The following is a 16,797-nucleotide window of genomic DNA, read 5'->3' as shown; positions in this document are numbered from 1 at the left end:
ACCGCCCGGCATAAATTTCACCCATCCAATGATGGAGTATCGGGGAGACTGCGTAATTTTCAGTTAAACGGGCTGCATCCCGGGCTGCTGGGGCGGCCTGGTTTGTGCAAATTTGACAGAAGCTCATGCGTAGGCCTCCATCCCGCCATCGCTCGGCGCATCAGGGGCAGGATGGCGGTAGACCAGTTCACGCCCGTGTTTAGGGTTGTCGAATTCCGCCTCGAACACCGCGCCCAGCCGTTCGGCCAGCGCCACCGAACGGGTATTGCCCGGGAAGATGTTGGAACTGAGTGCGGACAGGCCCATGACCTCATAGGCGTGAGTGCGCGCGGCCAGCGCGGCCTCGGCCATGATGCCGCGGCCTTCGCCGGCCGGGAAGGCAACCCAGCCCAGTTCCGGTTCCGGCCAGCCTTCGGGCTGCCAGATACCGGTGATGCCGAGCGTTTCACCTGTATCCTTGCAGGTGATGGTCCAGAAGCCGAAACCACGCATTGCCCAGTGTCCCACCGACATGGTGAACCAGCGCCAGGCTTCGTTGCGGTCGAGCGGACCGCCAAATCCCCAGGAGCGTGCTTCATCGGCGAAGAACACTGCCACCGGCCCGAAATCCGCCGCCTCCGGTCCGCGCAGGACCAGGCGTTCGGTTTCAAGCTGAGGGATGACGGGGAGCTGCATAGGTTACTTCTTCTTGCCGAAGCCGCTGAGGCCTGCGGGCAGGCCCATGCCGCCGCCAAGACCGGGGAGGCCGCCGGGCATGCCCCTGCCGCCGCCCATCGCCTTGGCGGCCGTTTCCAGTGCCTTGGGGTCCATCTGGCTGGGGTCCATACCGTCCATGCCGGGCATGCCGCCGCCTTTGCCGAACATGCCCTTCATGGCCTGCTTCAGCATCTTGCCTTTGCCCATCTTGCCCATTTTCTTCATCACATCGGCCATCTGCCGGTGCATTTTCAGAAGCTTGTTGAGGTCGGAAACCTCCATGCCGGAGCCGGCCGCGATGCGTTTCTTGCGGGAGGCCTGCAGCAGGGCGGGGTTGGCGCGTTCTTTCTTGGTCATCGACTGGATCATGGCGATCTGGCGTTTCAGAACCTTGTCGTCCATGCCGGCGTCCTGCACCTGCTTGGCCATTTTGCCCATGCCGGGCATCATCTGCATCATGCCCTCCATGCCGCCCATCTGGAGCATCTGTTCAAGCTGCATCTTCAGGTCGTTCATATTGAACTGACCCTTCATCATGCGCTTCATCATCTTCTCGGCCTGTTCGGCCTCGATGGTTTCCTGGGCTTTTTCGACCAGAGCGACGATGTCGCCCATGCCGAGGATGCGGCCGGCGATGCGGTCTGCCTCGAAGGTCTCCAGCGCGTCCATCTTCTCGCCCAGGCCGACAAAGCGGATCGGCTTGCCGGTGACAGCGCGCATCGACAGCGCCGCACCGCCGCGGCCGTCGCCGTCCATCCGGGTCAGCACCACGCCGCTGATGCCGATCTTGGCGTCGAATTCCTCGGCCACCTCAACGGCGACCTGGCCGGTCAGGCCATCGACCACCAGCAGGGTTTCGCGCGGAGAGACCACATTGCGGACGTCCTCGACCTCCTGCATCAGCACTTCGTCGATGTGCAGGCGGCCGGCGGTGTCCAGCATGTAGACGTCATAGCCGCCCAGCGTCGCCTGCTGCTTGGCGCGTTTGGCAATATCGACGGGTTTCTGGCCGGGCACGATCGGCAGGGTGTCGACGCCGATCTGGGTGCCCAGGACGGCCAGCTGATCCATCGCCGCCGGGCGGTAGACGTCGAGCGAGGCCATCAGGACTTTCTTGCCCTCTTTGTCCCTCAGCCGTTTGGCCAGCTTGCCGGTGGTGGTGGTCTTGCCGGAGCCCTGAAGGCCGACCATCAGGACCGGGGCGGGCGGGTTGTCGACTTTCAGCTTGCCGGGATCTTCGTCACCGCGCAGCACGTCCACCAGCGCGTCATGGACGATTTTGACCACTTGCTGGCCCGGGGTCACCGATTTGGTGACGGACTGGCCGGTGGCCTGCTCCTGCACCTTTTTAACGAAGTCGCGGGCCACCGGCAGCGAGACATCAGCCTCCAGCAGGGCGACGCGGACTTCGCGCAGGGCGGACTTGACGTCCTCTTCATTGAGGGCGCCCTGTTTGGTCAGCCGGTCAAAAACGCCGGAAAGGCGTTCGGATAGATTTTCAAACATGCCTTGCGGCCTCCTGTGCCGGTTTCCAGTTGTAGCGCCCCCGTATGTAGGGGACATGCGATCCATGCGCAAATGCCGCCAAGGTCCTTAGTGTATGTCGCGAGGGCAAACCAAACGGGTTTGCCCCCACGGGCGTAACACGCTGGTGGAGGGCGATCCCTGGCACGGGCAGGGACCGGAAGACTCAGTGCTTCCGGATGTTCGGAATGGCGTTACGCCGATTGACCGCCAGAGTCAACAGTTGCAGGGGCAGCTGGCAGCCATGCATTGATCGCATCGGCCAGCCGCTGCGGGCCGCGGCCGTTGGTGTAGGCTGCAACCACCGGGTGGCGGCCTGCGCTCATACCGCCGTCCAGCACTAGCACCGGGCGGTAAAGCGTGCGGGTGCGGCCCTCGCTGCGGCTGGTGGTGCTTTCCACCTCGGCGTGGGACAGGTCGGCGAGGCGGTGTTCGGCCTGGCTGTAGCCGAAGACCGACTGGCGCCGGATCACGATACTGCCGCCGGAGCGGTCTAGGATCACCTGCACCCTGCGCACAAAGAGGCAGAAGGCCAGCGCGCCCATGCCGCCGCCAGCCAAGGTGAAAATAAGGCCGGGCCAGATCAGGTCGCCGCCCTGGCTGAGCATACCCAGGCCGGCGACGGCAAAGGCGAGGATAAAAAAGACGAGCATGATTCCGATCAGCCAAGGCGTGTCGGCGAGGATCAGCTGCTCCGGGGTGTTGCGAGTGATCTTCATTATCCCAGCTTACCTTGGGGAAGGCTGTAATTCAGGGGAAACTGGCGCTTTTGGCATCAGATATGAGTGCAAACAGGAACAGGCCTTGGGATAGCACGCTTGACTCAGGCGGGGTGGCTTGGCCAACATCAAGGGGCTGGCCCAATGCCGTCCACTCACCGGCGGGCTTGCTTGGATGAGCACCGAGGCAAATCTTCAGCACAGGCATATTACGCGGACCTCAGCGTTCGCGATCCTTACCGAGCAGCCACATCAGCCAAGGGAGGATCAGATACATGCGCGTTTTCACTATTCTGGGACCGTCGCAGTCCGGCAAATCAACGCTGGCCACGGCGCTGGCCAATCTGGACAGCGCCGCCGGTAAACGGCAGGAGGTTGCAGGCGTCGCCGCTTTGCAGCCTTTTTCATTCATGGGCGAGCACTGGGCCGCAATCGACATCGCGGGCGGTGCTGACAATCTGGCGCAGGCGGGGCCTGCACTGGCGGCCAGCGATGCTGCCGTCCTCTGCGTGCCGGCTGATGCCGGGGCTGCGGTGCTTAGCGCGCCGTATCTGCGCAAACTGGAAGAGGCGGGCATCCCCGCCTTTCTTTTTGTCAACCGCATGGACCAGGCGGCGGACCGGGTGGCGGAGATTGTTGCCGCGCTTCAGGCCTATTGCAGCCACAACATCATTCTGCGGCAGGTGCCGATCCGCGAGGATGGTGAGGTTGTGGGTGCTGTGGATCTGATTTCCGAACGCGCCTGGCAGTATCAGGAGGGTAAGCCTTCGGCGCTGATTGAGCTGCCGGTGGCAATGTATGCGCGCGAGCAGGAGGCCCGCACCGAGCTGCTGGAAGCGCTGGCGGATTTTGACGACACGCTGCTGGAGGAACTGATCGAAGATCAGAAGGTGATGGCGGAAGAGGTCTATGATGTGGCGACCAAGGTGCTGCAGCATAACGACCTGGTTCCGGCACTGATGGGGTCGGCTGAGCATAAGAATGGCATCCTGCGGCTGATGAAGTCCCTGCGGCACGAGGCGCCGGATGTGGGCGTGGCACTGGAGCGGCTGTCGCAGGACGGCGCGGTGGTGGCCGTCGGCTGCATGGCGGATCTGGTCAAACATCTTGGCAAGACGGTGATGGTGCGCGCGCTGGACAAAGGCATGGGCAATGGCGCCTCTGTCGGCGGCGCGGCTCTGGGGTCGCTGACAGGGATCGGCGGCGCCGTGAACAACGCGTTTCAGGCTGGAGACATTGGGCAGGCGGTTAAATCGGATCATTTGAACCTGGGTTTTGCCTATGGGCCGGATGGGGCGGCGCCGTTGCCGGATTGGGCGCAGCCGCGGCCTTCGACATTCCGGCGGGTGATCACTCCGTTGAATGAGCGCGACGATGCGCGGCTGTCAGGCGCGCTGGAGCGGCTGGCGGAGATCGATCCGGCGCTGGTGGTGGGGCAGGATGAGGCCAGCGGACATCTGCTGCTGAACCTGCAGGGGCCGCTGCACATGCGACGCATCAAGCAGGCTTTGAAAGACGAGTTCGGCGTCGAGGTGGAGGAGCGGCAGGTGCCGCCGGCGCTCCGCGAGACCATCAGCAAAAGCGTGCAGATCCAATACCGTCACCGCAAGCAGTCCGGCGGCGCGGGGCAGTTTGCCGATGTGCTGATCGAGGTGAAGCCGTTGCCGCGCGGCAGCGGTTTTGTGTTCGAGGAAACCGTGAAGGGCGGCGCCGTGCCCAAGAACTACATCCCCTCGGTCGAGGCCGGCGCGCGCGAAGCGCTGGCGCAGGGGCTGAACGGCCATCCGGTAGTGGATATCTGCGTGACGCTGAAGGATGGCAAGCATCACTCGGTCGACAGTTCTGACTATGCCTTCCGCACCGCAGGCAAGAACGCGGTCCGGGAAGCGCTGTCCGAGGCCGGCGCGGTGCTGCTGCAACCGATCATGCGGGTGCATATCCATGTGCCGTCCGTCTTCACCGGCGGGCTGGTGCCGGTGGTGAGCGGCATGAAGGGGCAGATTCTGGGGTTCGAGGCTGAGGACGGCGTGGCCGGCTGGGACGTGTTCGAAACCCTGCTGCCGATGTCGGCGCAGGATAACCTGTGCAACACGCTGGCCAGTGCCACCCGCGGTACCGGCTGGTTCAGCACTGATTTCGACCACTACGAAGAGGCGCGGCGGGCGGATTTCGCCGAGGCCTAAGGCCAGGCTGGCGCAAATCGGGGCGCAGGGGGCAGAACACCTCTTGCGCCCCGCTGCTGTTTTGCGTGATCTGCTCTGCAATTCGACACTGATTTCGCGGAGCACGTTATGGACGCCTCATCAACTTATCAGGACAGCCTGCCTGTCTCTTCGGATGCGCTGCTGAAGCAGCTGGATGACTGGGGCATCGCCTATCAGCTGCATACCCATGTGCCGCTGCGCACGGTAGAGGACGCCAAGGGTGTCGAGGAGCAGTTCATGGTGCCGGGCGAAAACGCGCTGCGGCTGAAGAACCTGTATCTGCGCGATAAGAAAAAGCGGAACTATCTGGTGACGCTGCAGCAGGACAGGGAGATCGACCTGAAGGCGCTGGGCGCTGAGCTGGGCATCGGCAACCTGTCGTTCGGCTCAGCTGACCGGCTGCTGGAGAACCTTGGCATCCACCCCGGCGCGGTCAGCCCGCTGGCGATGATCACCGGCGCGGAGAAGGGCGTCACCTTCTATATGGAAGCGCAGGCGCAGGAGGCCGACGTGATCTATATGCACCCGCTGGTCAATGACCGCACGGTGGCGATGAAGCGTGATGACGTGATGGCGTTCTTTGAGAAGATCGGCGTTGAGGTGCGTTGGGTCTAACCAGCCCGTTCCTCCTCCAGCGCCAAATCCAGCGCGGCGGCGACATGGGCGGCAGAGGGGTTCACGAACAGGAAGCCGCCGGCCTCGAAACTGACGTCGTCGATGTGATCGGGGAAGGCCAGCGGCAGTTCGGTGCAGGCCAGCAGAATGGCGGTGCCGGGCTCGGCGTGTTTCTTACAGAACCGCAGCAGGCGGTCCTGTGCGCCACTGGCCGCACCGCCATAGAAGTTCTCGTCGATCATCGCCTGCATCTCTGCGATTTCGTCCTGCGGCAGGGTATCGTTCGCACTGATTCCATGTGCGGCGAGCACATGGGCATAGTTGCGGTCCTGCATAGTGACGGCGGTGCCCAGCACCAACGCCTGGATGGCACCAGTTTGCGCTGCGGCTTCAGCTGTCGCGTCGAAGATGCTGAGGACCGGCATCACCACCCCGTCGCGGATCGCATGCAGCCGGGCGTGCGGGGTGTTGGAGGCGATGATGGCAAAGTCGCAGCCTGCCCGTTCCAGCGTCAGCATCGCCTCGCGGAAGACGGCGTCGAAACCGGCCCAGCTGGCCTCATCCCCCGGGCGGCCGCGCAAGGCGCGGGTCTGCGCCTGCACCACGGATTCGATGGTGATCGGCGGCACCGGCAGCGGTGAGCCCGCACCGCGGGCTGCAAAGAACGCTCCGGCGCCTTCGCAGATGGCGCGGTAGTAATCGACGGTAGAGGCCCAGCCGACGCCGCCGAGGATGCCGATCTTCTTCATGGAAATGCCTTTGTTTAGAAAAGCGTGTACGGGCAGAGTGGCATGGCGGCAACGGGCTGCCAAACGTAAAAATGCCGCCAGCCGGGGGGGCTGACGGCGGGTGCGCGAGGCGGAGGGGATCAGGCCGCCAGCGCTTCGATCTGGGTTTTTGCCTTGGCCAGGGCACTGTCAGCGTTAACCATCAGGGCGTCGGCGGCAACGATCTCAACCTCGGTGATGCCGATGAAGCCCAGCACGTGGCGCAGGTAGGTGGTGGCAAAATCTATGTCAGAGCCCGCCTGAGTGCCGCCGGAGGCCACCGCGATGATGGCGCGCTTGCCTTCCAACAGGCCGACGGGACCGGTTTCCTCATAGCGGAAGGTGACGCCCACGCGGGCCACCAGGTCAATCCAGGCCTTGAGTGTGGACGGCACCGAGAAGTTGTAGATCGGCGTGCCGATCACGATGGTATCGGCGTGTTTCAGTTCCTCCACCAGCGAGTCGGAAAGGGCCAGCAGCTGCTTTTGTTCATCGCTGCGCTGGTCTGCCGGGGTGAAGTTGGCCCCGATCCAGGCGCCGTCCAGCAGCGGCAGCGGCGCAGCCAGATCGCGGCGGATCACATCGGAGGCGCCAAGGCGGCTGGTGATCTGCGCCGAAAGATCGCGGGAAACGGAGCCGTCGGTGCGGGCGGAGGAGTCGATATGAAGGATGGTACGGGTCATTACAGTATTCCTGTGCTTGTTGCTGACAGGAATTTGGGTTATTGCATTTTCGAACGCAACACCGCTTCAATCACATGAATTGTGCGTTTTTGCAAGAAATCGCTATTTCGCCGGCAAGGAGGCCGCCATGGATAATTGGGACGAAGTCCGCACCGCCTATCAAGTGGCCCGCATGGGCACGGTCAGCGGTGCCGCCGAGGTGCTGGGCGTGCATCACGCGACGGTGATCCGGCATATCGATGCGATCGAGGCGCGGCTGGGCGTTAAGCTTTTTCAGCGTCATGCCCGCGGCTATACCCCGACGGAATCCGGTCAGGATTTGCTGCGGGTGGCGCAGGCGACCGATGACCAGTTCAGCCAGCTGGTCGGGCGGCTGAAAGGGCAGGGCGACGATGTGTCGGGCGAGCTGGTTGTGACCTCGCTGGCGTCCTTTGCACCGATGATGGTGCCGGCGTTGAAGCTGTTTCAGGATATGCATCCGGGGCTGATTATCCGTTACCTGACCGGTGACCGGCTGTTCCGGCTGGAGTATGGCGAGGCGCATGTGGCGATACGTGCAGGCAATGCACCGGATCAGCCCGACAATGTGGTGCAGCCTTTCATGAAACAGCAGATCGGGCTCTATGCCTCCAAGGCTTATGCCGAAGAATACGGAATGCTGAAGGGTGTCGAGGATATTCCCAATCACCGGTTTGTCGGTCAGGACGATGAGAGCAGCAGGGCGCCGTTTTCGCGCTGGTTGCGGGCCAATGCGCCGGCTGAGGCCATCGCCTTTCGCTGTACCGATGGCTTTACCCTGAAGTCGGCGGTCCGCAGCGGTGCCGGGATTGGCTTTATGGCGGCCTGGGAGGCGCGGCGGCAACCGGATCTGGTTGAGATGATGCCGCCGCAGGAAGACTGGGAAGGCGCATTGTGGCTGGTGACCCATGTGGATCTGCACCGGACCACCAAGGTGCAGGCGTTCCTGACGTTCCTCAAGGAACAGGTAAAGGACTGGCAGCTGTGAGCGAGGCACTGCGCGGGCATCTGGCGATGCTGTTGTTTTCGGCACTGGTGGCGGGGTCTTTCTCGCTGGGTGTCATGGTCGCCAACGAGATTGCACCAGCGGCCTTGAATGCGGCGCGGTTTGGTATTGCCGCTGTGGTGATCGGTGTCGCGGCGCTGGCCACCACCGGGCTGCAGCGGGTGCATTTCCGCGCGCCCTGGCGGTTTGCAGTGCTGGGTGGGCTGTTCGGCGGCTATTTCGTGCTGATGTTCTACGGGCTGCAGACAGCGGCGCCGGTCAGTGCCGCGGCGGTATTCACGCTGGTGCCGGTGATGAGCGCCGTGTTCGGCTGGCTGCTGCTGCGGCAGATCACTACCGGCTGGATGGCACTGGCGCTGGCGATTGGTGCGGCAGGCGCGGTCTGGGTGATCGTGCGCGGTGATCCGGGCGCCTTGGCGGCATTCGAGATCGGCCAGGGCGAGGTCATCTATTTCTGGGGCTGCGTGCTGCATGCGATCTATACGCCGATGGTGCGCAAGCTGAACCGGGGCGAGCCTGCCGTGGTCTTTACCTTCGGGATGCTGCTGGCAGGCGGTGCGCTGCTGGCGGTGTTCGGCTGGCAGGACATTCTGGCCACCAATTGGGCCCAGCTGCCCGGTATCGTCTGGATCGGCCTGTTCTACTTGGCGGTCTGCGCCAGCTCTGCCACCTTTGTGCTGCTGCAATATGCGGCGATGCGGCTGCCCTCGGCCAAGGTGATGGCCTATACCTATCTCACCCCAAGCTGGGTGATCCTGTGGGAGATCGCGCTGGGCCGCGGCGCGCCGCCGGGCCTGGTGCTGATCGGGGTGGCGATGTCGGTGGTGGCGCTGGTGATGCTGCTGGAAGGGGCGCGGTCGCGGGTCCCGGCCTGAACGCAACGGGCCTGAATGGAACGGGCCTGACCGCAGCGGGCGTGCCTTCCGGCGGCCCTTCGCCGCGGCTTGCGGCAGGTCAACGCAATTCCCTTGTTTTCCGCTATACTGGTCCTGAGGGACTCTTCGGATAGAGGAGGGAGTAATGTTCAAGCATATCATGGTGCCCGTTGATCTGCACATGCCCGCATCGGTCAAGAAAGCCCTGGATGTGGCGGCGGACTTTGCCAAAAATCACAGCTCGCGCGTAACACTGGTGCATGTGACGGATCAGCAGGTCAAACGCGGGCATACAGTAGGGCCGTCTGGTGACGAGCTGGCGGACCTGGCAAGCAAGATGGCGGCACAGACCGGTGCAAGGGTGGAGGGGTTGCCGGTCTATTCGGTGGATGTCGGATCAGAGATCGACTCCATCCTGCCCCGGACCGCTAAGGAGCTGGAAGTGGATTTGGTTGTGATGGGCACCCATATGCCTGGAATTCTGGACTATGTGTTTTCGTCCCATGCCAGCCATCTGGTGCTGCATTCCGAAGCCTCGGTCTTTGTGGTGCGCTAGGGGTCCGGCTGGGCGTCCTCGGACAGATGCTCGGCCTCCAGAAAGCGTTCAAAGGCATCCAGATTGACCGGTTCGAACTGGCCGAAGCCCTGCATCCAGACCGAGGCTGCGCGCATGGCATCCGGTTGCAGCTTGCACCATTTGACCCGGCCATGCTTTTCCTGCGCGATCAGGCCTGCGCGGGTCAGGATGACTAGGTGTTTTGAAATTGCTGCCAGCGACATCTCGAACGGTTCCGCCACGTCGGTCACCGCCATATCGTCCTCCAACAGCATGGTGAGGATCGCCCGGCGGGTCGGGTCGGCCAAGGCCGCAAAGACAGTGTCGAGAGGGTCGCTCATGCCTGATACTCCTACCCATCGTCCGGCAGTTTGACAATCTGTCCTGAACCGTCATGGTGGCGCCTTTCAAGCGCGCGGGGATTGATGGCATGGCATTGAAGTACTGGCTGGTGATATTCATTCTCGGCATCGGCTGGGGCATGTCGTTCATGTTCAATGCCATTCTGCTGCGCGAACTGGGACCGTTGTCGGTGTCGATGGGGCGGGTCGGATTTGGCGCGCTGGGCTGCTGGATCTATGTGCTGGCGGCGCGCAAGCGGGTGCCGGCAGAGCCTGGACGCTGGCTGGCGCTGTTTGGCTTTGGAGTGCTCAGCTATGCCGGGCCTTTTGCCTTTTACGCGCTGGGCCAGCAGCATATCGCCAGCGGCGTGGCCGGGATTGTCAATGCGACCACGCCGGCGCTGGCGGTGGTTGTCTCGCATTTCTGGCCCGGCGGCGAGCGCGCAACCGGGTTGAAGTCACTAGGGGTGGTCTGCGGGTTCCTTGGTATCGTGCTGCTGTCGCTGCCTCTGCTGGAAAGCGGCCAGTCGTCGGAGATCTGGGCGGTTCTGATCACCCTGTGCGCACCGTTGTGCTATGCGTTTTCGGTCAATTTCGCGCGCAGTTTCCGGGACATGGAGCCGGTGGTGCTGGTGGCGATTGCTCTGACCGGGGCCACCGCGGCGATCGCACCGCTGGCGATCTGGAGCGAAGGCCTGCCGCATGTGACGCGGATGGAGACCTGGGCCTCCTTGTTCATCATCGGTTTTGTTCTGACCTCGGCCGCATTCATCGCCTTTTACTGGGTGCTGCCCAAGGTGGGACCAACCAACATAACCCTGCCGACGCTGATCGCGCCGGTTTCGGCGCTGTTCCTTGGAACCTACATCCTGAAGGAGCAGCTGCTGGCAGAGCATCTGTGGGGCATGGCAGCGATCCTGCTGGGATTGTTGCTGATCGACGGGCGGATTGTGCGCTGGCGGATGGCAAAACCGCCCATTCGATAAAATCAACCTTTTGGTTGAATATGGAAACTGGGGTGGATTGGCGCTAACGGTTGCTGCGGCAGAGCGGCGCGACCTTTCTCGATATCTAATTGTTATATATAAATCAGCTACTTGAAGATGTTCTGAATCTTCTGTCCTTGTAATTGACTCCTAAGCTCCATGGCCTTAGCAACCTCATAGAAATCGCGTGAGGATGGCGCCCGTGACCGACGACGACCAAAAGCAGCGCATGGCGCAGCTGGAGGAGAAGCTCGCGGCGGCGCGTAAGGCACAACAGCCCAAGCCGCGCGCGGATGAGCACTATTCCATGGCCAATCAGGCCTGGCGGATGGTGATTGAATTGGTGGCCGGTCTCGGGATCGGCTTTGGCATCGGATACGGGCTGGACCTTCTTTTTGGAACCCTGCCCATCTTCATGGTGCTGTTTGTAATGCTGGGCCTTGCGGCTGGAGTGAAGACAATGCTTCGCACCGCGCAGGAGATCCAGGAACAGAAACTGGCCGATGAGGCCAAGAAAAATGCGCAAGACCGGGACTGATCCGACGGGATCAAACGCCGGCGACAGGAGAAGCGGACCGATGGGCAAAATTTTCTTTTACGCAGCGCTGGCGCTGGTGCTGGTATCCGGCCTGATTTTCGCCCCGGCGGAGTCAAAGCTGGCAATCCACCCGATGGATCAGTTCAACGTGGCAGCACTGTTTGGCGATCACATCTCCTGGTACACCCCGACCAACGTGACCCTGTGGATGGCGCTGGCTGTAGCCGCGGTGTTTGCGCTGCTGGTCATGGGCTCATCGCGCCGTGCCATCGTGCCGGGCCGCGCCCAGTCGGTTGCAGAGCTGGCTTATGGCTTTATCTACAAAATGGTCGAGGACGTGGCTGGCAAAGACGGCGTCAAGTTCTTCCCCTACATCATGACCTTGTTCATGTTCATCGTGATGGCCAACTTCCTGGGCCTGATCCCCGGTTCGTTCACTACAACCTCGCACATCGCGGTGACCGCGGTTCTGGCGGCGCTGGTGTTCTTCACCGTGACCATCGTTGGTTTCGTCAAGAACGGCGCCGGTTTCCTGGGCCTGTTCTGGGTGTCGAGTGCGCCGCTGGCGCTGCGCCCGATCCTGGCCATCATCGAGCTGATTTCCTATTTCGTGCGTCCCGTCAGCCACAGCATTCGTCTGGCAGGCAACGTAATGGCGGGCCACGCGGTTCTGAAAGTGTTCGCAGGCTTTGCCGCAGCACTGGGCATGTTCAGCTTCCTGCCGATTTTTGCCATCACCGCGGTTTACGCACTCGAAGTTCTGGTGGCCTTCATTCAGGCCTACGTCTTTACCATCCTGACCTGCGTGTACCTGAAGGATGCGCTGCACCCGAGCCACTAAGGCCAGGATCGACAAGTTTACCGGGTGAGCCTGGCGGTTCACCCAGACCCTAAATCACCACATTCCATCGTAAGGAGAATACTCATGGAAGGCGATATCGCACAACTCGGTCAGTTCATCGGCGCAGGCCTGGCAGCAATCGGTTCCGGCGCAGCCGCAATCGGTGTGGGCCACGTTGCCGGCAACTTCCTGGCAGGCGCACTGCGCAACCCGTCGGCAGCCGCCGGCCAGACCGCAACCCTGTTCATCGGCATCGCATTTGCAGAAGCACTGGGCATCTTCTCGTTCCTGGTCGCTCTGCTGCTGATGTTCGCCGTCTAAGACCTCAGGAACCTATTTCCTTACGGCCGGGCAGTGCGGCCTAAATCCGCACTGCCCGGTGTAACGGCAAGTTCCCAAGGAGGACGACATGGCATCTAATACGCAAGACGCAGCACACGGCGCCGCAGACGCAGCGCACGGGTCTGCTCCGGGTATGCCGCAGCTGGACTTCTCGACCTTCGGGAACCAGATCTTCTGGCTCGCGGTCGCTCTGGTCGTGATCTACCTCATCCTGTCGCGCGTCGCGCTGCCCCGCATTGCGGCGGTGCTGGCCGAGCGTCAGGGGACCATCACCAACGACCTCGCCGCGGCTGAAGACCTTAAAGCCAAGGCAGTCGAGGCCGAAAACGCATATAACAAAGCTCTGGCAGATGCCCGTGCCGAATCTCAGCGCATCGTTGCTGAGACACGTGTGGAAATTCAGGCCGGGCTGGACGAGGCAATTGCCAAAGCAGACGAACAGATCTCTGCCAAGGCCGCCGAGTCCGAAAAGGCAATCGCCGAAATCAAGGCCGGTGCGCTGGAAAGCGTAAAGGCTGTTGCCACCGATACCGCAGGGGCGCTGGTAAGCGCACTGGGCGGTTCGGCAGACGCAGACGCAATTGCCGCGGCAGTTGCCGAGCGGACGAAAGGATAAGGACATGCGCAATATTCTCGCCCTTGCCCTGACCTTGGGTGCAGCTTCGCCAGCCTTTGCTGCCGGCGGCGGCCTGGACCTGTCCAACACCAATCTGGTTGTGGGGCTCGGTTTTGTGCTGTTCATTGGCATTCTGCTGTTTGCCAAAGTGCCGTCGCTGCTCGCAGGCCAGCTGGATAACCGTGCAGAAGGTATCCAGAAGGAGCTGAACGAAGCCCGCGCGCTGCGTGAAGAGGCCCAGACCGTTCTGGCGTCCTATGAGCGTAAGCAGCAGGAAGTTCAGGCCCAGGCTGATCAGATCGTTGCTGCCGCCCGTTACGAAGCTGCCCGCGCAGCGGACCAGGCAAAAGCGGATCTGCAAACCTCCATTGCCCGCCGTCTGGCGGCCGCCGAGGAGCAGATCGCTTCGGCAGAAGCCTCGGCTGTGAAAGAAGTGCGCGATCAGGCGATCACAATCGCTGTTTCTGCGGCGGATCAGGTGATCTCCAAGCAGATGACCGCCGCAGAGGCCAACAAGCTGATCGACGCCGCCATCGCGGATGTGGACGCCAAGCTGCACTGAGTTTGGCAGACACTGTTGAGTTTAAAAACCCGGCCCAAGCGGCCGGGTTTTTTTTGTGCGTGATCGGGAGGGGATGATGTGAACCCATTCCGCAAATCCCCGCGCCGCCGCAGATTGCCCTTGCCGCCCACTTTACCCGTCGCGCCCAGGTTCGTTTGGATCGCTGGAGAACAGTGCGATCTTGTTGCCTTGAGGATCGCGCAGGTACCCAACATAGAAGTGAGGCCCGTAAGAGGCACGAAAGCCGGGCTGGCCCTCGTCCGAACCGCCTGCTGAAAGCGCGGCGGAGTGAAGGTTGCGAACCTGTTGTTGATTGCACGCTTCAAAGGCGACCATAGACCCGTTGCCGGCCGAGGCCGGGCGCCCGTCGAAAGTTGGTTTAACGTAGAAGTCAGGCGGAACCGGAGACTGACCGGACCCAACAGGCAGAGCGTAACTTAGGCCCTCAGACCCCTCTTCCAGTTTGTATCCAAGGGCTGGCAGGAACGCAGAATAAAACTGCTTCGCGCGCGCGATATCATCCGCTCCGACTGTGATATAGGCGATCATTTTTCGTCTTTCTTTCCGGCCCCCAAAGCCGGCATTGGTTTGATAGTGGCACAATTCGGTTTGCCCCGAATTCCGTTCATGGTTTCAGCCTCACCCCTTCCCCGTTTCATGCTCCAGCCGCTGCTTGGCCACCTCCGCGTTGCGTTCGGCGCGCTGGTGGTCGGTTAGGGCTTGTTTCACGTAGTCCAGATGGGTCTCCACCGCTGATCGGGCTGCCTGCGGGTCGCGGGCCTGCAGGGCGGCGTTGATGGCGCGGTGCTGCTCCAGCAGCGCCTCATAGGTGGTGTGCTGCTGGAACATGATCCGGCGGTTGTAGAAGACCCCCTCGCGCAGCAGATCGAACATCGAACGCATCATGTGCAGCATGATGACGTTGTGGCTTGCGTCCATGATAGCGGAGTGGAACTGAGCGTCGAGCTGGGCCGCTTCCTCGGATACGGCGGGGTTGCCGGCCGCCTCCATCTTGTCAAAGATCGCCTGGATCACCTGCAGGTCATAGTCCGAACCGAACCGGGCGGCGCGCTCTGCGGCCAGCCCCTCCATGTCGCGGCGGAAGGAGAGGTAATCAAACACAGCTTCATCATGGGTCGCGAACAGCTGGATCAGTGCCGGCGAAAAAGCCGATCCCAAAACGTCCCCCACAAACACGCCGGAGCCTGCCTTGGAGGCGAGCAGCCCACGCGCCTGCAACTCGCCGATGGCATCACGCAGGGAGGGGCGGGAGACACCCAGCCGCTCCGCCAGTTCCCGTTCGGCAGGCAGCCGCTCACCAGGTGAGAGGATGCCGCGCAGGATCAGCTGCTCGATCTGCTTAACGACGGAGGCGGAGAGTTTTTCGGGCTGAACTTTCTGAAATGGCATGCGGAGGCTCATCTGAATTGGTCAAATCATATGACCATGGGGGGGAAGGGGCTGCAAGGGCAGGCAGGGATCACGAAGGCTGTAACATTAGGTCAGTATTATTGACATTATTTCGTGTCCCCCTACCGTGGCACCAGATCCCAAGCCAGGAGAGCCAGGATGCAGTTCGACCAGATCTTTGCCAGCCGGAACACGCGGATGAAGGCGTCGGAAATCCGCGAATTGCTGAAGCTCTTGGACCAGCCGGATATCATCTCATTTGCTGGCGGCATCCCGGACCCGGCACTGTTTCCGGCGGATGAATTTGCCGAAGCATTCAAGAATGCGCTGACACCGGAACGGCAGGCCATGGCACTGCAGTATTCAGTGAGCGAGGGGTATCTGCCGCTGCGTGAATGGATTGTTGAGGAGATGGCGAAGATCGGTATCGCCTGTGATGCGGACAATGTGCTGATCACCTCCGGCTCCCAGCAGGCGCTGGATTATCTCGGCAAGCTGTTCCTGTCGCCGGGGGATACCGCACTGGTCGGCTGGCCGACCTATCTGGGCGCGCTGGCAGCTTTCAACGCCTATGAGCCACGTTATGACAGGCTGTCTTTGAAGGGCAACCGAACGGTGGAAAGTTATGCCGAGGGTGCTGCGGACGCGGGCAGCGCGGTGAAATTCGCCTATCTGTCGCCGGATTTTGCCAACCCAACCGGAGAGACCCTGGACCGTGCCGGGCGGCTGCGGCTGCTGGAACTGGCTGACAGCCTGGAATGTGCCGTCATCGAAGATGCGGCTTACCAGTCGCTGCGCTATGACGGGGAGCCGGTGCCGCCGGTTCTGGCGCTGGAGCTGGAACAGAAGGGCTCGATCGAGGACTGCCGGACGATTTATTGCGGTTCGTTCAGCAAGACCCTTTCGCCGGGTTTGCGGATCGGCTGGGCGGTGGCAGCCAAGCCGGTGATCACGCAAATGGTGCTGCTGAAGCAGGCGGCGGACCTGCATAGTTCGACAATCAACCAGATGGCAGTCCATGGCGTTGCAGAGGCCCGTTTCGATGCGCATGTGGCGCAGCTGCACGCGGTCTACCAACGCCGCAGGGACGTCATGCTGGCGGCACTGGAGGAGCACATGCCGGAGGGCGTCAGCTGGACCCGGCCTGAGGGCGGTATGTTCGTGTGGATGACCCTGCCGGACCGCATGGATGGGGCGCAGTTGCTGGCCCGTTCTTTGGAGACGGAGAGGGTGGCCTTTGTCCCGGGGCAGGCATTTTTCGCCGATGGCAGCGGTCAGAACACGATCCGGTTGAGCTTTTCCAACTCTAACCATGCGGCGATTGAGGACGGGATTGCCCGGTTGGGGCGGCTGCTGGGCTCTGTCTAAGGCCGGATTGCCCCCGGCTTGGCAAAACACCGCCGGATCCTGCGGGTTATCCACAAGATATGGTGTGGTTTGAGGCAGATTCGCCCCGATTTGGGGATGCAGAGCGTTGACACACACGATAGGAACCGTT

Annotated in this window: 20 protein-coding genes; 12 read left to right on the top strand and 8 right to left on the bottom strand. The window is 62.1% G+C overall.

Features of this window, described 5'->3' with window-relative positions:
* Positions 1–123: 123 nt before the first annotated feature.
* From K3557_RS17405 to K3557_RS17395, 3 genes are all read right to left on the bottom strand, one after another.
* A complete protein-coding gene (locus tag K3557_RS17405) occupies positions 124–675 on the bottom strand; it encodes a GNAT family N-acetyltransferase (protein WP_259995265.1) in 552 nt (183 codons plus the stop codon).
* Between the two features lie 3 nt (positions 676–678).
* A complete protein-coding gene (gene ffh, locus K3557_RS17400) occupies positions 679–2,202 on the bottom strand; it encodes a signal recognition particle protein (RefSeq protein WP_259995263.1) in 1,524 nt (507 codons plus the stop codon).
* Between the two features lie 212 nt (positions 2,203–2,414).
* Complete coding sequence (locus tag K3557_RS17395; RefSeq protein WP_259995261.1) at positions 2,415–2,939, bottom strand: hypothetical protein; 525 nt, start codon at positions 2,937–2,939, stop codon at positions 2,415–2,417.
* 275 nt (positions 2,940–3,214) lie between these two features.
* Between K3557_RS17395 and K3557_RS17390 the strand changes: the two genes are divergently transcribed.
* Positions 3,215–5,122 carry an elongation factor G gene (locus K3557_RS17390; protein WP_259989139.1) on the top strand — a complete coding sequence of 636 codons (1,908 nt, stop codon included), beginning with the start codon at positions 3,215–3,217 and terminating at the stop codon, positions 5,120–5,122.
* Between the two features lie 108 nt (positions 5,123–5,230).
* Complete coding sequence (locus K3557_RS17385; RefSeq protein ID WP_259995260.1) at positions 5,231–5,758, top strand: prolyl-tRNA synthetase associated domain-containing protein; 528 nt, start codon at positions 5,231–5,233, stop codon at positions 5,756–5,758.
* On the opposite strand, the gene K3557_RS17380 is transcribed toward K3557_RS17385, so the two are convergent.
* Together K3557_RS17380 and K3557_RS17375 are read right to left on the bottom strand one after the other, a co-directional pair.
* Complete coding sequence (locus tag K3557_RS17380) at positions 5,755–6,507, bottom strand: aspartate/glutamate racemase family protein (protein WP_259995259.1); 753 nt, start codon at positions 6,505–6,507, stop codon at positions 5,755–5,757. The genes K3557_RS17385 and K3557_RS17380 overlap by 4 nt on opposite strands.
* A gap of 119 nt (positions 6,508–6,626) precedes the next feature.
* The gene (locus tag K3557_RS17375) at positions 6,627–7,208 is read right to left on the bottom strand and encodes an FMN-dependent NADH-azoreductase (protein WP_259995258.1); all 582 of its coding nucleotides are present in this window, start codon (positions 7,206–7,208) and stop codon (positions 6,627–6,629) included.
* Positions 7,209–7,335: 127 nt separating this feature from the next.
* Here K3557_RS17375 and K3557_RS17370 point away from each other — a divergent pair, with 127 nt between their 5' ends.
* The 3 genes from K3557_RS17370 (at position 7,336) to K3557_RS17360 (ending at position 9,663) form a co-directional block, all read left to right on the top strand.
* A complete protein-coding gene (locus K3557_RS17370; RefSeq protein ID WP_237455866.1) occupies positions 7,336–8,214 on the top strand; it encodes a LysR family transcriptional regulator in 879 nt (292 codons plus the stop codon).
* Entirely contained in the window at positions 8,211–9,107 is an 897-nt protein-coding gene (locus K3557_RS17365) for a DMT family transporter (RefSeq protein ID WP_259995257.1), read from the top strand. Before K3557_RS17370 ends, K3557_RS17365 begins: the two co-directional genes overlap by 4 nt.
* 145 nt (positions 9,108–9,252) lie before the next feature.
* Positions 9,253–9,663: a universal stress protein gene (locus K3557_RS17360; protein ID WP_259989152.1), complete on the top strand. Its 411-nt coding sequence runs from the start codon at positions 9,253–9,255 to the stop codon at positions 9,661–9,663.
* On the opposite strand, the gene K3557_RS17355 is transcribed toward K3557_RS17360, so the two are convergent.
* Positions 9,660–10,004, bottom strand: a complete 345-nt coding sequence (locus K3557_RS17355) for a helix-turn-helix transcriptional regulator (RefSeq protein WP_129369296.1) — start codon at positions 10,002–10,004, stop codon at positions 9,660–9,662. The genes K3557_RS17360 and K3557_RS17355 overlap by 4 nt on opposite strands.
* A gap of 89 nt (positions 10,005–10,093) precedes the next feature.
* Here K3557_RS17355 and K3557_RS17350 point away from each other — a divergent pair, with 89 nt between their 5' ends.
* The 6 genes from K3557_RS17350 to K3557_RS17325 all read left to right on the top strand — a co-directional run bounded on the left by K3557_RS17350 (position 10,094) and on the right by K3557_RS17325 (position 13,889).
* The gene (locus tag K3557_RS17350; protein WP_259999670.1) at positions 10,094–10,990 is read left to right on the top strand and encodes a DMT family transporter; all 897 of its coding nucleotides are present in this window, start codon (positions 10,094–10,096) and stop codon (positions 10,988–10,990) included.
* A gap of 193 nt (positions 10,991–11,183) precedes the next feature.
* On the top strand, positions 11,184–11,528 hold the full coding sequence (locus K3557_RS17345) for an AtpZ/AtpI family protein (RefSeq protein WP_239032530.1): 345 nt from the start codon (positions 11,184–11,186) through the stop codon (positions 11,526–11,528).
* Between the two features lie 40 nt (positions 11,529–11,568).
* Positions 11,569–12,369: a F0F1 ATP synthase subunit A gene (locus tag K3557_RS17340; RefSeq protein WP_129369298.1), complete on the top strand. Its 801-nt coding sequence runs from the start codon at positions 11,569–11,571 to the stop codon at positions 12,367–12,369.
* An 84-nt stretch (positions 12,370–12,453) separates the two neighbouring features.
* The gene (locus tag K3557_RS17335; RefSeq protein ID WP_008205040.1) at positions 12,454–12,690 is read left to right on the top strand and encodes a F0F1 ATP synthase subunit C; all 237 of its coding nucleotides are present in this window, start codon (positions 12,454–12,456) and stop codon (positions 12,688–12,690) included.
* 88 nt (positions 12,691–12,778) lie between these two features.
* Positions 12,779–13,327, top strand: coding sequence for a F0F1 ATP synthase subunit B' (locus tag K3557_RS17330; RefSeq protein WP_259989163.1), 549 nt, complete (start codon positions 12,779–12,781; stop codon positions 13,325–13,327).
* A gap of 4 nt (positions 13,328–13,331) precedes the next feature.
* A complete protein-coding gene (locus K3557_RS17325; RefSeq protein WP_259995256.1) occupies positions 13,332–13,889 on the top strand; it encodes a F0F1 ATP synthase subunit B in 558 nt (185 codons plus the stop codon).
* A gap of 132 nt (positions 13,890–14,021) precedes the next feature.
* On the opposite strand, the gene K3557_RS17320 is transcribed toward K3557_RS17325, so the two are convergent.
* Together K3557_RS17320 and K3557_RS17315 are read right to left on the bottom strand one after the other, a co-directional pair.
* Positions 14,022–14,438, bottom strand: a complete 417-nt coding sequence (locus tag K3557_RS17320) for a VOC family protein (RefSeq protein ID WP_259995255.1) — start codon at positions 14,436–14,438, stop codon at positions 14,022–14,024.
* A gap of 90 nt (positions 14,439–14,528) precedes the next feature.
* A complete protein-coding gene (locus tag K3557_RS17315; RefSeq protein WP_259995254.1) occupies positions 14,529–15,299 on the bottom strand; it encodes a FadR/GntR family transcriptional regulator in 771 nt (256 codons plus the stop codon).
* 159 nt (positions 15,300–15,458) lie between these two features.
* On the opposite strand from K3557_RS17315, the gene K3557_RS17310 reads away from it, so the two are divergent.
* Positions 15,459–16,667: a PLP-dependent aminotransferase family protein gene (locus K3557_RS17310; RefSeq protein WP_259995252.1), complete on the top strand. Its 1,209-nt coding sequence runs from the start codon at positions 15,459–15,461 to the stop codon at positions 16,665–16,667.
* Positions 16,668–16,797: the final 130 nt, after the last annotated feature.

The organism is Leisingera sp. M523, assembly GCF_025141335.1.
In the GTDB taxonomy this organism is placed as follows: domain Bacteria; phylum Pseudomonadota; class Alphaproteobacteria; order Rhodobacterales; family Rhodobacteraceae; genus Leisingera.
Note: the sequence above shows the minus strand (reverse complement) of the source record. Positions and strands in the feature narration are given on the sequence as shown.

Excerpts from the sequence above, each read along its gene's own strand:
- K3557_RS17405 (WP_259995265.1), bottom strand. The coding sequence starts at position 675 with ATGCAGCTCCCCGTCATCCCTCAGCTTGAAACCGAACGCCTGGTCCTG.
- ffh (WP_259995263.1), bottom strand. The coding sequence starts at position 2,202 with ATGTTTGAAAATCTATCCGAACGCCTTTCCGGCGTTTTTGACCGGCTG.
- K3557_RS17395 (WP_259995261.1), bottom strand. The coding sequence starts at position 2,939 with ATGAAGATCACTCGCAACACCCCGGAGCAGCTGATCCTCGCCGACACG.
- K3557_RS17390 (WP_259989139.1), top strand. The coding sequence starts at position 3,215 with ATGCGCGTTTTCACTATTCTGGGACCGTCGCAGTCCGGCAAATCAACG.
- K3557_RS17385 (WP_259995260.1), top strand. The coding sequence starts at position 5,231 with ATGGACGCCTCATCAACTTATCAGGACAGCCTGCCTGTCTCTTCGGAT.
- K3557_RS17380 (WP_259995259.1), bottom strand. The coding sequence starts at position 6,507 with ATGAAGAAGATCGGCATCCTCGGCGGCGTCGGCTGGGCCTCTACCGTC.
- K3557_RS17375 (WP_259995258.1), bottom strand. The coding sequence starts at position 7,208 with ATGACCCGTACCATCCTTCATATCGACTCCTCCGCCCGCACCGACGGC.
- K3557_RS17370 (WP_237455866.1), top strand. The coding sequence starts at position 7,336 with ATGGATAATTGGGACGAAGTCCGCACCGCCTATCAAGTGGCCCGCATG.
- K3557_RS17360 (WP_259989152.1), top strand. The coding sequence starts at position 9,253 with ATGTTCAAGCATATCATGGTGCCCGTTGATCTGCACATGCCCGCATCG.
- K3557_RS17355 (WP_129369296.1), bottom strand. The coding sequence starts at position 10,004 with ATGAGCGACCCTCTCGACACTGTCTTTGCGGCCTTGGCCGACCCGACC.
- K3557_RS17350 (WP_259999670.1), top strand. The coding sequence starts at position 10,094 with ATGGCATTGAAGTACTGGCTGGTGATATTCATTCTCGGCATCGGCTGG.
- K3557_RS17345 (WP_239032530.1), top strand. The coding sequence starts at position 11,184 with ATGGCGCCCGTGACCGACGACGACCAAAAGCAGCGCATGGCGCAGCTG.
- K3557_RS17340 (WP_129369298.1), top strand. The coding sequence starts at position 11,569 with ATGGGCAAAATTTTCTTTTACGCAGCGCTGGCGCTGGTGCTGGTATCC.
- K3557_RS17335 (WP_008205040.1), top strand. The coding sequence starts at position 12,454 with ATGGAAGGCGATATCGCACAACTCGGTCAGTTCATCGGCGCAGGCCTG.
- K3557_RS17330 (WP_259989163.1), top strand. The coding sequence starts at position 12,779 with ATGGCATCTAATACGCAAGACGCAGCACACGGCGCCGCAGACGCAGCG.
- K3557_RS17325 (WP_259995256.1), top strand. The coding sequence starts at position 13,332 with ATGCGCAATATTCTCGCCCTTGCCCTGACCTTGGGTGCAGCTTCGCCA.
- K3557_RS17320 (WP_259995255.1), bottom strand. The coding sequence starts at position 14,438 with ATGATCGCCTATATCACAGTCGGAGCGGATGATATCGCGCGCGCGAAG.
- K3557_RS17315 (WP_259995254.1), bottom strand. The coding sequence starts at position 15,299 with ATGCCATTTCAGAAAGTTCAGCCCGAAAAACTCTCCGCCTCCGTCGTT.
- K3557_RS17310 (WP_259995252.1), top strand. The coding sequence starts at position 15,459 with ATGCAGTTCGACCAGATCTTTGCCAGCCGGAACACGCGGATGAAGGCG.